This is a genomic window from Stenotrophomonas sp. G4, assembly GCF_003428825.1.
GTDB classification, from domain to species: Bacteria; Pseudomonadota; Gammaproteobacteria; order Xanthomonadales; family Xanthomonadaceae; genus Stenotrophomonas; species Stenotrophomonas indicatrix.
The window spans coordinates 3180448-3194745 of record NZ_CP031741.1; the positions used below are offsets into that span (position 1 = coordinate 3180448).

Here is a 14298-nt window from a genome sequence, read left to right on the forward strand (position 1 = left end):
AAGGAGATCCCATGCGCCGCACCGCCACCCCGCTGCTGCTTGCCCTGTCCCTCGCTCTTGGAGCTTCGATGACCGCCCATGCCGCCCCGTCGTCGCCGTCGATCGCCGCCGCGGCCGAAGGCACCCTGCTGAACATCTCGGCCAACGCCGAAGCCACACGCGTGCCGGATGTGGCCTCGCTGTCGGCCGGTGTGGTCACCCAGGCCGCCGACGGCAACAGCGCCATGCGCCAGAACGCCCAGCAGATGGACAAGGTGCTGGCTGCGATCAAGGCCGCCGGCATCGCCGAGCGCGACGTGCAGACCAGCGGCGTCAGCCTCAACCCGCAGTACCGCTATGCCGACAACGAAGCCCCGAAGATCACCGGCTACCAGGCCAGCAACACCGTCAGCCTGAAGGTCCGCGACATCGCCAAGCTGGGCAAGGTGCTGGACGCGCTGGCCGCGCAGGGCGCCAACCAGATCAACGGCCCGCAGTTCGAGATTGACCAGCCCGAGCCGGTCTATGACGAAGCGCGCCTGGCGGCGCTGAAGAAGGCCCAGGCCCGTGCGCAGACCTATGCCAACTCGCTTGGCCTGCAGGTGCGCCGCATTGTCAGCATTTCCGAGAACGCCGGTGGCGGTTTCCGCCCGATGCCGATGATGCGTGCGCAGGCCGCCGGCATGGCAATGGACAAGGCCACGCCGGTCGCCCCGGGCGAGTCGACCGTCTCGGTGAACCTGGACGTGGTGTTCGAACTGGGCCGCTGAGGCGCCTTCCGTTCAACCGACGGCGCCCTGCGGGGCGCCGTTTTCGTTTCCACCACCGCCGTGCCGGCAGCGTTACATGAAGGGCAGCTCAACGCTGCCGCCCCTGCCTCTAGGCAGTGGTGGAGGCGGCACGCTAATGATTGACTGCCAGCCGCGTGCGGCAACCCCGATGGCGGCCCTGGTGCGTTGAGGACTTCGACACTGGCATGGAGGTGGACCATGGTTCGTACGTATCCCGTAGTACCCCTGCACTTCGATCCCGCCCGCGTTGCCGCCTGGAGTGCGGCCATCGCCCTGCATCTGCTCGCGTTCCTGTTGTTGCTGATCCCGGCGACCTACCAGGCCATCACCGCGCTGCCGCGCGATCAGACCACGGTACGGTTCATTCCCAGGGAAGAGCCCAAGCCGATCGAGCCGCTGCCGGTGCCGACCGACCCTGAAAAGGTGGAGGTGATGCACAAGCGGCAGGCCACGACGGTGCCCGCACCGCTGCCGACGCCCACCGCGACCGTCGAGGAGGCCCAGGGCATCATCCTGCCGGCGGCCGAGCCGACCGCAGTGCAGGCTGCGCCGACCATTGCCCCGTCCACGCCGCTGGCCGGCGCCCAGCTGCAGTACCGCAGCAACCCACCGCCCAGCTACCCGATCCAGGCCCTGCGCAATCACGAACAGGGCACGGTGCTGCTGCGGGTGGAGGTGGACCCCAGCGGTCAGCCGGTGAACGTCAGCATCGAACGCAGCAGCGGCTCGCGCAGCCTGGACCAGGCCGCCCGCCAGCAGGTGCTGCGGCACTGGCGTTTCGTGCCGGCCGAGCGTGATGGCATGGCCGTTCCCGCCATCGGCATGGTGCCCGTGCAGTTCTCCCTGCCCGACTGAGCCACGGACCGGCCCGGCAAATCGCCGGGCCGGTCACAACGGTTAATGGGCCGGAACAGGGCCAATCTGCCCGGTTATTTGAACTTCGTTGGAAAACCGTTACGAATTCAGTAGAACTTCACACCTCCGTCACCTGCCGGAAACCTAGATTGACGCGTCCCGGGACACACCGGAGACGGCCCTCAATGCTCGAGTTTTCCAGTCAGGAGAGAAGCTGTGAAACACCCGATCCAACGGCCCGCCAGCCGCCGCCGCAACCACCTGGCAACATCCATCACCCATATCCTCACCGGCGGCGCCCTGCTGCTCGCCGGTGCCCTGGCTTCCTCTTCTGCTTTCGCGCAGGAACAGGCCACCAACCTTGACCGGATCACCGTCACCGGTTCGAACATCCCGCGCACCAACACCGAGACACCGTCGCCGGTGCAGGTGGTGACCCGCCAGGAAATCGATCGCACCGGCAAGACTACGGTGGCCGAGTACCTGCAGACTCTGACTGCCGATGGCGCCGGCTCCATCCCCAAGACCTTCGGCAACGGCTTCGCCGGTGGCGGCGCGGGCATTTCGCTGCGCGGTCTGGGTGCCGGCTCCACGCTGGTGCTGTTGAACGGCCGCCGCATGGCGACCTACGGTCTGGCCGATGACGGCCAGAAGGTGTTCACCGACCTCAGCACCATTCCCCTCGACGCTGTCGAGCGCGTGGAAGTGCTGAAGGACGGCGCCTCGGCGATCTATGGTTCCGATGCCATCGCCGGCGTGGTCAACATCATCCTGCGCAGCGACTTCCAGGGCGCGATCCTGCGCGGCTCCTACGGCATTTCCGGCGACGGCGATGGCGATGCCAAGAAGGCCACCCTGACCGCCGGTACTGGCGATCTGGCCACCGATGGCTGGAATGCATTTTTCAGCCTGGACGTCGGCAAGTCCGATGCCATCAAGATCAGTGACCGCAAGAACCGCAAGTGGATCGGCACCGGCGATATCCGTCGCTGGGGCTACGACGCTGCTGACGCGCAGTTCCTTGGCGGCGCCTATCTGTCCGGCGGCACTGCCGGCGGCACTGGCCCGAACGGTTCGGTGTTCGACGACCGCAACGTGGATGATGACAATCCGGCCTTCCTGGTGGCCCTGCCCGGCTGTGCTGGCCTGACCACCATTCCCGGCCAGACCGACGCTACCGCGCAGGCCCAGGGCTGCCTGTGGGATCCGGCACAGCAGTACCGCGACCTGAGCCCGGAAGAGAAGTATGTGAACGTGTTCGGCCGCGCCAGCTTTGCCTTCGGTGAAGGCGGCGAGGTCTATACCGAGATCGGCTACTCCAAGAAGGAAACCATCTTCAACAATACGCCCTCCGGCACATCCGGTGGCTGGGGCTACCCCGGCGGCCCGGTCAATGCCAGCAGCGGCCCTGGTGCGGTGGTGCTCAGCCCGAGCCACCCGGACAATCCGATTCCCGGCCAAGCATCGCGCCTGCGTTACTCGGCCTGGGATGTCGGTCCGCGTGTAACCAACAACACCAATGAGTTCAACCGTTTCCTGGTGGGTGTGAAAGGCAACTGGGGCGAGTGGAGCTACGACACCGCCTACCTGCACTCGGGCACCGACCTGACCAACAAGCGCACCGGCTTCCTGCGCTACAGTTCCGTGCTCTGTGCACTGGGCAACCCGAACTGCGCCGGCGGCGTCTGGCGCATCGGTGACAACGCCAGCCAGAACTCGCAGGCGCTGTACGACTACATCTCGCCGACCATCAGTGCCCGCGCCAAGTCCAGCCTGGACATGTTCGACTTCACCATGTCGCGCAGCCTGATGGACCTGAAGGGTGGTCCGCTGGGCCTGGCGTTCGGCACCGAATGGCGCAAGACCAGCAACAGCCTGACTCCGCAGACCTATACCGACCAGGGTGACATCATCGGCCTGGGCTATTCCGCCTATGACGGCACCCAGAACGTGTACGCCGGCTACGTCGAACTGTCGGCCCCCGTGCTGGAGCAGCTGGAACTTTCGGCAGCGCTGCGCTATGACAAGTACGAGAGCGGCGAAGGCAAGGCCACGCCGAAGCTCGGCGTGAAGTTCACTCCGGCCGACTGGATCGCGCTGCGTGCCAGCTACGCCGAAGGCTTCCGCGCCCCCAACCCGGCCGAAAACGGCGACGGTGGCCTGGCCGCCTTCTCCAACGCCCGCGATCCGGTGCGCTGCGCCATCGATCCGGACAACGAGTGCACCGCACGCTCGGTGGCCATCATCACCCGCCCCAACTCGGGCCTGAAGCCGGAAGAGTCCAAGAGCTACTCGGTAGGTATCGTCCTGCAGCCCACGTCCAGTACCTCGCTGACCGTGGACGCGTGGGAGATCAAGCGCACCAATGAAATCGCCCAGGGCAGCACCGCCGATGCGATCGCTGCCGGCAACGTGCTGCGCGACAGCAACAACATCGGCGGTGTGGCCAACAGCGGCACCATCCTGGCGGTGAATACCCAGTATGTGAACGCCAACTCCTCGCGTGTCCGCGGCATCGACACCGACGTGCGCCAGACCTTCGACCTCGGTCCGGGCCAGCTGGAAATGGACCTGCAGTGGAGCCACATCCTGAAGTTCGAGCGTACCGAGGGTGACACCACCGTCGACTACGTCGGTACCCACGGCAACTGCGATGTGACCAACTGCATCGGCACCCCGCAGGACAAGATCAACTTCGGCACCACCTGGAAGCAAGGGCCGTGGAGCATCAGCGGCGTGGTCAACTACATCGACAGCATGGACAACAAGGATCGCCGCGGTGGCGACTACCTGGCGTTCTATGAAGACGGCACGCCGGTGGAGAAGATCTCCTCGTTCACCACCTTCGACCTGTCCGGCCGCTGGAACATCACCGAAGCCTTCGAGCTCAACGCCTCGGTGCAGAACGTGTTCGACCGCATCGCCCCGCTCGACCCGACCACCTACGGCGCGGTCAACTACAACCCGCTGCACTTCAGCGGTGCGATTGGCCGTTACTTCACCGTCGGTGCCAAGTACACCTTCAACTGATCCTCGAAGGCGATTCAATGCAAAGGCCCGGGCTCACGCCCGGGCCTTTGCTTTTTTCCACACGCGGCAGCGTCCATCATGGGCATCCCGACACCTGCGCCGCGCCTGATGCCCTCTTCCAACCAACGCCTTGGCCTGGCTGCACTGACCGCACTGGTGGTCGGCTCGATGGTCGGCGCCGGCATCTTCTCGCTGCCGCAGAACGTGGCGCGCAGTGCCGGCCCAGCCGCCGCGCTGATCGGCTGGGCGGTAAGCGGCGCCGGCATGCTGATGCTTGCCTTCGTGTTCCAGGCCCTGGCCAATCGCCGCCCCGACCTGGACACCGGTATCTATGCGTATGCGCGCGAAGGCTTCGGCAACTACATCGGATTCTCCGCCGCGTGGGGCTACTGGGTCGCTTCGGTACTGGGCAACGCCAGTTTCTTCGTACTGATCTTCAGCGGTCTCGGCCACTTCGCACCGGTGTTCGGCGAAGGCAATACACCGGCCGCCATCGCCGCATCGTCGCTGTTGCTGTGGACCGTGCACCTGCTGGTGCTGCGCGGCCTGCGCACCGCGGCAATCATCAATGGCCTGGTCACCGTGGCCAAGCTGGTGCCGATCACGCTGTTCCTGATCCTGGCGGCCGGCGCATTCCGCATGGACGTGTTCCGCGCCGACTTCTTCGGCGCTCCCGCGCTGGGCGACATGGGCCAGCAGCTGCGCGGGATGATGCTGGTCACCGTGTGGGTATTCATCGGCATTGAAGGTGCCAGCATCTATTCGCGGCGCGCGGCACGACGCGCCGATGTCGGCCGCGCCACCGTGATCGGCTTCATCGGCGTGTGGCTGCTGCTGGTGCTGGTCAGCCTGCTGTCGATGGGCGTGCTGTCGCAGGCCGAACTGGCCGGCCTGCCCAATCCCTCGATGGCCTATGTGCTGCGCGCGATCGTTGGCGAATGGGGCGCGACGGTGATCATCATCGGCTCGATCATCTCGGTGCTGGGCGCGCTGCTGGCGTGGGTGCTGCTGTGCGCCGAAGTGCTGTTTGCCGCCGCTGGCGATGGCACGATGCCGGCCTTTCTCGGCCGCGAGAATGCGCGCGGCGTGCCCGCCAATGCGCTGTGGTTGAGCAATGGCCTGATCCAGTTGTTCCTGCTGCTGGTGCTGTTCAATTCGGGCAGCTACACCAGCCTGGTGCTGCTGGCGGCGTCGATGAGCCTGGTGCCGTACTTCCTGTCCAGCGCATTCGGCGTGAAGCTGGCCTGGCAGGGCGCGGCCTACGCCAGCGCGGCCGGCGCCCGCTGGCGCGACTTCATCGTCGCGCTGCTGGCCAGCGCCTATGCGTTGTGGCTGGTGTATGCCGGTGGCATGGACAACCTGCTGCTGTCGGTACTGCTGTATGTGCCAGGCGTAGTGCTGTACGCATTGACCCGGCGCCAGCGTGGCGAGCGGGTTTTCACCCGCTGGGAAGGGGTGTTGTTCGGCGCGATCCTGGTGGTGGCGATTGCTACGCTGGTGGCGTTCGCCCGTGGCGCGCTGACCCTGTAGTGCCGTGTCTGTTGTCGGAGGATCTCGCGCCATGCATCCAGGCATGGCGTGGATCTACCGCCGCACGCGATTGCACGGCACGACGCAACAAAAAAGGCCTGCATCTTGCGATGCAGGCCTCTTGAATGTGGCGCCCGAAGTTGGACTCGAACCAACGACCCCCTGATTAACAGTCAAGTGCTCTAACCGGCTGAGCTATTCGGGCAGACCGCCAGTATAACGACTCTTCACGCGCGATGGTAGGGGTGATTGGCCAACATCGCAGCAGCGCGATACAACTGCTCGGCCACCACCAGCCGCACCAGCATGTGCGGCAGCGTCAGCGGGCCGATCGACCACTTTTCGTCGGCCAGCGCAGACACTTCCGGCGAGTGCCCTTCCGGGCCGCCGATCAGGAACGCCAGGTCCCTGCCCTGTCCACGCCAGTGTTCCAGGCGCTGCGCCAGCTGTTCGGAACTGAGCTGGCGGCCCGGTACGTCCAGCGCAACGACATAGGCATTCTTCGGCAACGCAGCGATCACCCGCTTGCCCTCGTCCTCGGTGGCGCGGCGTGCATCGCGACCTTTGCCACGCAGGCCGGGCTCGATCTCTACCAGCTCGAAGGGCAGCCAGTGCGAGAGCCGCTTCTGGTACTCGGCAAACCCCTGCGCCACCCAGCTGGGCGCGCGTTCGCCGGTGGCGATCAGGCGGGCTTTCATCCACATTCCTCCAAAACGTCGACGGCGCCATCGGCGCCGTCGAAAACCGCATCAACGAATGGCTCAGGCCACTTCGTCGTCTTCATGGGACGGCGGCTGGTCGCCAACGGTCCACAGGCGCTCGAGCGCATAGAACTCGCGCACGCGCGGCAGCATCACGTGCACGATGACGTCGCCCAGGTCGACCAGCACCCATTCGGCTTCACGCTCGCCTTCAACACCCAGCGGCATGACGTCGATGTTCTTGGCAAAGCGCACCACTTCGTCGGCGATGGACTTCACATGGCGGGTCGAAGTACCCGACACGACCACCATGTAGTCGGCGACGCTGGACTTGCCGCGTACGTCGATCTCGACCGGGTCCTTGGCCTTCAGGTCTTCGGTGGCTTGACGGACGCTGGCCAGCAGTTCCGGCACGGAGGGCGGCGGGCTGGGCAGATCGACCTTGATGGTCTGGGGCTGGGTCTGGTTGCTCAAAGCGGGTCGACTCGATAAACGTGGGGGCGATTATACGGGCACAGCGCGGCAACCGTATTCACGAGGTGCGGGAGCGGTACAGGCCGTGGCCAGAAACGTAGTCGGCCACCGCCGGTGCCAGCATGGCCCGCCAGGGGCCGCCCGCAGCGATCTGGGCGCGCACGGCACTGGCCGATTCCACCCGCAACGGATGGTGCAGGCGCAGGATGCGGCCGGCCGGGCTGGTGAACAGGGCCTGCTCGTTGTCGGCCCAGCGCCCCTCGGTGGCCTGGCCCAGCGCGCCGTCGACACTGGCCCGCAGCGGGCTGCCGGGCCGCTCGGCAACGATGAAATGGGCCAGACCGAACAGCGCCTGCCATTCGTGCCAGCTGGGCAGGCCCAGCAGGCTGTCGGCCCCCACCAACCACGCCAGCGGGCGGCTGGGGCCCAGTTCGGCACGCAGGTCGCGCAGGGTGTCGACGGTATAGGACGGTCGGCCAGGGAAGTGCTCGGCCCGATCCAGTTCGCGCCGGTCCAGCAGCAGGCCCGGCTCATCGCCGATGGCCAGGCCGAGCATGGTGCAGCGTTGTTCGGCGTTGGCGCCGGGCGCTGGCCGATGCGGCGGATCGGCGGCAGGCAACATGCGCACCGCCACCTGCAGCTCATCGCGTGCGGCGCGCGCGATTGCCAGGTGGCCCAGATGCACCGGGTCGAAGGTGCCCCCGTAATAGATCCGCAGGCTCATGGATCAGGCCCGGGCGAGCAGCCGCACCGCACGCGCTTCGGCCACCGCCACCAGCAGGCGCTCAAGTGCAAGCCAGGCATCGCCGTCTGCGCGGCCCTTGGCGATGCGGTCAACCAGCCCTGCTTCGGCCACGAAACGCTCCCAGCGCTTGCCTTCCGGATGCCGCTGCAGCGCGCGCTTGTAGGGCGCCTGCCGCGATTCCCAGATACCGCGGGATTTCATCTCCGCCGCCAGATTGCCGCCACGTGCCTGTACCCGTGCCAGGCCGGCACCGGCCAACAGCTCACGGATCACGATCGGCATCAGCGCGGCGACGGCCTCGCCTTCGCCGCGCAACCCGGCCAGCATCCTCAATACCGCCTGGGGCTGGCCGGAGAAGGTGGCTTCCACCAGCCGGAACACGTCGTAGCGGGCAGCATCGGCCACCAGCGACTCCATCCGTTCCACGTCCAGGGTCTGGCCGTCGGCCAGCAATACGAGCTTGTCGATCTCCTGCGCAGCCGCCAGCAGGTTGCCTTCCACGCGCTCGGCCAGGCGCTGCACAGCGGCCGCCTCGGCGCGCAGGCCCCTGCTGCGCAGGCGCCGTTCGATCCAGTCCGACAGCTCATGTGGCTTGATGGCCCAGGCCACCGACAGCACGCCGACGCGGTTCACCGCCTCGGCCCATTTGCCCTGGTGCGCCTTGCTCCATTCGTTGGCGGTGATCATCAGGATCACGTCCGGCGCCGGGTTGGCGCAGAACCGGCTGATCACCTCACCGCCGTCCTTGCCCGGCTTGCCGCTGGGCAGGCGCACTTCCACCAGGCGGCGGGCACTGAACAGGCTGGGGGCATTGAAGCTGGCGTCGAGCTGGTTCCAGTCGAAATCACGGCCATCGGCATCGAACACTTCGCGCTCGTCGATGCCGGCCGCGCGTGCACGGGCGCGCACGGCGTCAGCTGCCTCCAGCACACGCAGCGTTTCCGGACCGGCGATCAGGTAGACCGGCGCCAGCGCCGTGTCAGCGCCCTGCCCGGCCAACTGTTCCGGTCGCAGTTCCATCGGGCGCCGGCTCAGCGCTGGACGGCGGGTGCGGGCTCGACCGGATCGTGCTCGACCGGCTTCGGCGCCGACAGGCTGCCGCCCTTTTCCAGTTCGGCGCGGACCACGCTGTCGATGCGGCGGATGATCGAAGCAGACATTTCCCGGCGCAGTTCATCGGCCAGGATCTCGCGTTCGGTGGTGGTACCGGTAGCGTCGGTCGGCGGCGACACGTAGTCGCGCGACAGTTCGATCACCTGCTGCGGCACCAGCTCGCTGCCGTCTTCGCGGCGGAAGATGAAGATCACCGCATAGCGCAGGCTGTATTCCTGCGCGCGGCCCTGCGAGTCGATCGCGATGGGCAGGTCGCCCCAGCGCTCGGACAGCACCTGCAGCTGGGCATTGGGGCCCTCGCTGTCCTCATCGGCCAAGCGCGCACCGGATGCCAGCAGGCTGCGGTTCAACAGCTTGACCAGTTCGCTGTAGGGCGCGGTGGAGACCACCTTCACCGGCGCCGTGTCGGTCGGCAGCATCAGCTTGTTGCGCAGGTGGAAACCGCAGCCGGCGAGGCCGAGGACGAGAACGAGGGCAAGCAGGATTCGGGTCATGGAGACAGTCTGGCGGAGCCGGGCGATCACGGCAACAGACAGGGTGCCCGAGGCCGCGTGAACGCAGGGCCATCGGCCGGGCGTGCCCGGCGTGGCGACAACGCACCGACCGCCACGATGGCGGCCGGTGCCAGGTACATCAGGCAGCGACGATGTTCACGATCTTGCCGGGGACGATGATGATCTTGCGCACCACCAGGCCTTCCAGGAACCTGGCCGCGTTCGGCTCGGCCAGCGCCAGCGCTTCAACCTGTTCACGCGCGGCATCGGCGGCGACCTCGATCGTGCCACGCAGCTTGCCATTGACCTGTACGGCCAGGGTCAGCGCATCGCGAACGAGGGCCTTCTCGTCCGCCACGGGGAAGGCGATGTCTTCCAGCAGCGTTTCGCCATGGCCCAGCACCTGCCACAGGGCATGGCTGGCGTGCGGGGTGATCGGGTTGAGCAGCAGCACGATGGCCTGCAGCGCTTCCTGGCGCACGGCACGCCCCTGCTCGCTGCCGTCCTCGAACCTGGCCAGTGCGTTCATCAGCTCCATCACGGCGGCAATGGCGGTGTTGAAGCTGTGGCGGCGGCCGTAGTCGTCACCGACCTTGCCGATGGTCTCGTGGGTCTTGCGGCGCAGCGCCTTCTGGCCGGCATCCAGCGCGGCCGCGTCCAGCGCCGGTGCGGCGCCGTCGGCAGCATGCTTGTGCACCTGTGCCCAGAGGCGACGCAGGAAGCGGGCCATGCCGTCCACGCCGGCTTCGTTCCATTCCAGCGACTGTTCCGGCGGTGCAGCGAACATCGAGAACAGGCGCACGGTGTCGGCACCGTACTTGCCGACCATCGCCTGCGGGTCCACGCCGTTGTTCTTCGACTTGGACATCTTCTCGGTACCACCGACCACCACCGGCTGACCGTCGGCGATCAGGGTGGCGCCGGTGATCCGGCCGCGCTCATCGCGCTGCACTTCCACATCGGCCGGGTTGATCCAGTCCTTCGAGCCGTCCGGGTTCGGGCGGTAGTAGGTCTCGGCGATCACCATGCCCTGGCACAGCAGGTTCCGCGCCGGCTCGTTGCTGTCCACCATCCGCGCGTCGCGCAGCAGCTTGTGGTAGAAGCGGAAATACATCAGGTGCAGGATCGCGTGCTCGATGCCACCGATGTACTGGTCCACCGGCAGCCAGTAGTTGCCACGCTTGTCGACCGCATCGCGGGCGCCCGGCGAGGTGTAGCGGGCGTAGTACCAGCTCGACTCCATGAAGGTGTCGAAGGTGTCGGTCTCACGCTCGGCCGCGCCGCCGCAGTCCGGGCAGGTGGTCTTGCGCCATTCCGGATCGGTCTTGATCGGCGAGCCGGTACCGGCGAACGCCACGTCTTCGGGCAGCACCACCGGCAGCTGGTCTTCCGGCACCGGCACCGCGCCACACTTGTCGCAGTAGATCACCGGGATCGGGCAACCCCAGTAGCGCTGGCGGCTCACGCCCCAGTCGCGCAGACGGTAGTTCACGCGGCGCTGGCCCTGGGCCTTGCGCTCGAAACGCTCGGCCAGCGCTTCGAAGGCGCCCTGGAAGTCCAGGCCGTCGAACTCGGCCGAATTGACCAGCTCGGTCTGGCGGCTCTTGTCGCTGTACCAGTCCTGCCAGCGCGTGCCATCCCAGTTGCGCTCGTCGTCGTTGCGCGGGTCCTTCAGGGCAATGACCTGCACGATCGGCAGGCCGTACTTGTTGGCCACTTCGTTGTCGCGCTGGTCATGGCCGGGAACGGCCATCACCGCACCGGTGCCGTAGCCCATCAGCACGAAGTTGGCGACCCACACCGGCACCTTCTCGCCGGTGACCGGATGGATGGCGCGCAGGCCGGTATCCATGCCGCGCTTTTCCTGGGTCTCCAGCTCGGCCTCCGATACGCCGCCCTGCTTCATCTCCGACAGCAGCGCAGCCAGTTCCGGATTGTTCTTCGCCGCATGCAGGGCCAGCGGGTGTTCGGCCGCGATCGACACGAAGGTCACGCCCATCACGGTATCCGGACGGGTGGTGAACACGCGCAGCGGATCCAGTGCAGTGCCATCGACATCACGCACGTCGAACTGGATTTCCAGGCCTTCGGAGCGGCCGATCCAGTTGCGCTGCATGGTCTTGACCGATTCCGGCCAGCCGTCCAGCTCATCCAGGCCGTCCAGCAGTTCCTGGGCATAGTCGGTGATGCGCAGGAACCACTGCGGGATCTCGCGCTTTTCCACCAGCGCGCCGGAGCGCCAGCCACGGCCGTCGATGACCTGCTCGTTGGCCAGCACGGTCTGGTCGACCGGGTCCCAGTTCACCACCGCGTTGCGGCGGTAGGCCAGGCCCTTGCGCATCAGGCGGGTGAACATGCGCTGCTCGTGGACGTAGTAGTCCGGGCGGCAGGTGGCGAACTCGCGCGACCAGTCGATGGCATAGCCCAGCGACTGCAGCTGGCTGCGCATGTGGTCGATGTTCTTGTAGGTCCAGGCGGCCGGCGCGGTCTTGTTCTTGATCGCGGCGTTTTCCGCCGGCAGGCCGAACGCGTCCCAGCCCATCGGCTGCAGGACGTTGTGGCCGGTCATGCGCTTGTAGCGGCTGATCACGTCGCCGATCGTGTAGTTGCGTACGTGGCCCATGTGCAGCGCACCGGACGGATACGGAAGCATCGACAGGCAGTAGTACTTCGGCTTGTCCGAGGCTTCATCGACCTCGAAGGCACGGGTAGCATCCCAGTACTGCTGGGCGGCGGATTCAACCTGCTGCGGATCGTAAACGTTGGGTTCGACGCTGGTCATGTAACACGCGGTTGCGGCGGCAAAGCGGTACAGCGTACCGCAGTGCGGCAAATGGCTCCAATCCTGCCTGCCGGACCGGCGCGCGGCGTGGCAGCGGGAAGCGTCTCAGCGCCCGCGCGACAGAGGCAGGGCCAAGGCCAGCCACAGCGCCCAGCAGGCAAAAGCCAACCGCTGTGCCAGCGCCGCCGGCAGCACCCCCGGCAGGCCGAACGCCAGCAGACCGGCACCGATTCCGCAGGCCAGCGCCAGCAGGCCCAGCCTGCGCCCGCCGGAATGCCGCAGCCGCGCCGCCCCCAGCATCACGCTGCCGGCGACAAAGGCCAGTGCCCAGACCATCCACACGCTGGCGTGCAGCCTGCTGGCTGGGCCCTGCATGTCCATCTGGTCCTCGAAATCCAGCGGCAGCAGGCCCATCGCGATGAAGGCAAGACCGGCCAGCAGCAGCAACTGGCTGCCCACGCGCGCCGACAGCGCCGCATCCACCGGCAGCTGGCGGCGCAGGCGCGCAGCCACGACGACCGCCAGCGCGCCCGGCAGCACCAGGCCCAGCAGGTTGAAGCCCAGCGCATGGGGAATGCCGCGCGCGCCCAGCCAGGTCACCGGGTGCAGTGCCTGCGAATAGTCCGGCAACGCCGCACCGAAGCCGGCCACCGACAGCACCAACAGGGCTGCGGCGAGCACGCCTACCCAACGATCCAGCCGAACCACGGACATTACAGCCACTCTTCAGGAGAACATCAGGCCATTGTCACGGCAGCTGCCACCTGCGCCAAGCCGTACGCGATTTCACGGTGGGCAGGACCGCAGGGTTGAGACCGGCAAGGTTCGTCACCATAGAATCGGTCTCCAGATGCCGAACGATGCCCCATGACCGAGACGACCTACGTATTCGATGCCACCACTGCCACCTTCGAGGCGGAAGTGCTGCAGAAGTCGCTGCAGACGCCGGTCCTGGTGGATTTCTGGGCGACCTGGTGCGAACCGTGCAAGACCCTCGGCCCGATGCTGGAGAAGCTGGCCGGCGAATACAACGGCGCCTTCGAGCTGGCCAAGGTCGACGTGGACAAGGAACAGCAGATCGCGGCGGCCTTCCAGATCCGTTCGGTGCCCACCGTGTTCCTGGTCAAGGGTGGGCAACTGGTGGACGGCTTCCCCGGCGCCCTGCCGGAAGGCCAGCTGCGTGAATTCCTGGCCCAGCACGGCGTCGTGCCGGCCGATATCGGCGACACCATTGCCGAGGACGAAGCGCCGCTGGACCCGCAGGCACAGGTGGACGTGCTGCGCGCGCAGATTGCCGCCGAGCCGGACAAGGATGAGCTGAAGCTTGACCTGGCCCTGGCGCTGCTGCAGGTCGGCGGCGTGGACGAGGCCGGCACCCTGATCGATGCCCTGCCCGCCAACCTGGCCACCGACGACCGCGCCGTGCGTGGCCGCGCCCGGCTCTCCTTCGCCGCCGCGCTGAAGGATGCCCCGCCCGCCGAGGAGCTGGATGCGCGCATCGCCGCCGACGGCAAGGATCTGCAGGCACGCCATCTGCGGGGTGTGCAGCTGCTGCTGGCCGGCGAGGACGAAGCTGCGCTGGAACAGTTCCTGGAGATGCTGCGAATCGACCGCAGTTTCCAGGAAGGACTACCGCGCAAGACCCTGATCGATGCGTTCAACGTCATCGCCGATGAAGACCTGGTCGGCCGTTCGCGGCGCCGGATGGCCTCCCTGCTGTTCTGAACGGGACCGGCATCGTTCAGAATCCCTGCACTGAACGCGGGCAATAATGCCCGCGATGGTGGCCCCAGGGCCACCACGA

At 66.8% G+C, this 14298-nt stretch carries 12 protein-coding genes and 1 tRNA gene; 5 read left to right on the plus strand and 8 right to left on the minus strand.

Annotated elements, in window-relative coordinates; genetic code table 11:
- The first annotated feature begins 11 nt into the window (after positions 1–11).
- From D0Y85_RS14710 to arcD, 4 genes are all read left to right on the plus strand, one after another.
- Positions 12–749: an SIMPL domain-containing protein gene (locus tag D0Y85_RS14710; protein WP_117310967.1), complete on the plus strand. Its 738-nt coding sequence runs from the start codon at positions 12–14 to the stop codon at positions 747–749.
- Between the two features lie 219 nt (positions 750–968).
- Complete coding sequence (locus D0Y85_RS14715) at positions 969–1625, plus strand: energy transducer TonB (protein WP_117310968.1); 657 nt, start codon at positions 969–971, stop codon at positions 1623–1625.
- Positions 1626–1841: 216 nt separating this feature from the next.
- Entirely contained in the window at positions 1842–4655 is a 2814-nt protein-coding gene (locus tag D0Y85_RS14720) for a TonB-dependent receptor (RefSeq protein ID WP_117310969.1), read from the plus strand.
- A 108-nt stretch (positions 4656–4763) separates the two neighbouring features.
- Positions 4764–6185: an arginine-ornithine antiporter gene (gene arcD, locus D0Y85_RS14725; protein WP_117311944.1), complete on the plus strand. Its 1422-nt coding sequence runs from the start codon at positions 4764–4766 to the stop codon at positions 6183–6185.
- Positions 6186–6313: 128 nt separating this feature from the next.
- Here the strand turns inward: arcD and D0Y85_RS14730 are convergent.
- From D0Y85_RS14730 to D0Y85_RS14765, 8 genes are all read right to left on the minus strand, one after another.
- Positions 6314–6390: transfer RNA gene (locus D0Y85_RS14730), tRNA-Asn, on the minus strand.
- A gap of 22 nt (positions 6391–6412) precedes the next feature.
- Positions 6413–6883: a 23S rRNA (pseudouridine(1915)-N(3))-methyltransferase RlmH gene (gene rlmH / locus D0Y85_RS14735; RefSeq protein ID WP_025879294.1), complete on the minus strand. Its 471-nt coding sequence runs from the start codon at positions 6881–6883 to the stop codon at positions 6413–6415.
- A 63-nt stretch (positions 6884–6946) separates the two neighbouring features.
- Complete coding sequence (gene rsfS / locus D0Y85_RS14740) at positions 6947–7360, minus strand: ribosome silencing factor (RefSeq protein ID WP_049467016.1); 414 nt, start codon at positions 7358–7360, stop codon at positions 6947–6949.
- 58 nt (positions 7361–7418) lie between these two features.
- On the minus strand, positions 7419–8084 hold the full coding sequence (nadD, locus tag D0Y85_RS14745; RefSeq protein WP_117310970.1) for a nicotinate-nucleotide adenylyltransferase: 666 nt from the start codon (positions 8082–8084) through the stop codon (positions 7419–7421).
- A 3-nt stretch (positions 8085–8087) separates the two neighbouring features.
- Positions 8088–9125 (minus strand): DNA polymerase III subunit delta, encoded by a 1038-nt coding sequence (holA, locus tag D0Y85_RS14750; protein ID WP_117310971.1) that lies wholly within the window; start codon positions 9123–9125, stop codon positions 8088–8090.
- Between the two features lie 11 nt (positions 9126–9136).
- Positions 9137–9712, minus strand: coding sequence for an LPS assembly lipoprotein LptE (lptE, locus tag D0Y85_RS14755; protein ID WP_117310972.1), 576 nt, complete (start codon positions 9710–9712; stop codon positions 9137–9139).
- Positions 9713–9851: 139 nt separating this feature from the next.
- The gene (gene leuS, locus D0Y85_RS14760) at positions 9852–12494 is read right to left on the minus strand and encodes a leucine--tRNA ligase (RefSeq protein WP_117311945.1); all 2643 of its coding nucleotides are present in this window, start codon (positions 12492–12494) and stop codon (positions 9852–9854) included.
- Positions 12495–12599: 105 nt separating this feature from the next.
- The gene (locus tag D0Y85_RS14765) at positions 12600–13208 is read right to left on the minus strand and encodes a DUF998 domain-containing protein (RefSeq protein WP_117310973.1); all 609 of its coding nucleotides are present in this window, start codon (positions 13206–13208) and stop codon (positions 12600–12602) included.
- 153 nt (positions 13209–13361) lie between these two features.
- Here D0Y85_RS14765 and trxA point away from each other — a divergent pair, with 153 nt between their 5' ends.
- Positions 13362–14219, plus strand: coding sequence for a thioredoxin (trxA, locus tag D0Y85_RS14770; protein ID WP_117310974.1), 858 nt, complete (start codon positions 13362–13364; stop codon positions 14217–14219).
- Positions 14220–14298: the final 79 nt, after the last annotated feature.

Coding starts and splice junctions, on each gene's coding strand:
- D0Y85_RS14710 (WP_117310967.1), top strand. CDS start 12: ATGCGCCGCACCGCCACCCCGCTGCTGCTTGCCCTGTCCCTCGCTCTT.
- D0Y85_RS14715 (WP_117310968.1), top strand. CDS start 969: ATGGTTCGTACGTATCCCGTAGTACCCCTGCACTTCGATCCCGCCCGC.
- arcD (WP_117311944.1), top strand. CDS start 4,764: ATGCCCTCTTCCAACCAACGCCTTGGCCTGGCTGCACTGACCGCACTG.
- rlmH (WP_025879294.1), bottom strand. CDS start 6,883: ATGAAAGCCCGCCTGATCGCCACCGGCGAACGCGCGCCCAGCTGGGTG.
- nadD (WP_117310970.1), bottom strand. CDS start 8,084: ATGAGCCTGCGGATCTATTACGGGGGCACCTTCGACCCGGTGCATCTG.
- holA (WP_117310971.1), bottom strand. CDS start 9,125: ATGGAACTGCGACCGGAACAGTTGGCCGGGCAGGGCGCTGACACGGCG.
- lptE (WP_117310972.1), bottom strand. CDS start 9,712: ATGACCCGAATCCTGCTTGCCCTCGTTCTCGTCCTCGGCCTCGCCGGC.
- leuS (WP_117311945.1), bottom strand. CDS start 12,494: ATGACCAGCGTCGAACCCAACGTTTACGATCCGCAGCAGGTTGAATCC.
- D0Y85_RS14765 (WP_117310973.1), bottom strand. CDS start 13,208: ATGTCCGTGGTTCGGCTGGATCGTTGGGTAGGCGTGCTCGCCGCAGCC.
- trxA (WP_117310974.1), top strand. CDS start 13,362: ATGACCGAGACGACCTACGTATTCGATGCCACCACTGCCACCTTCGAG.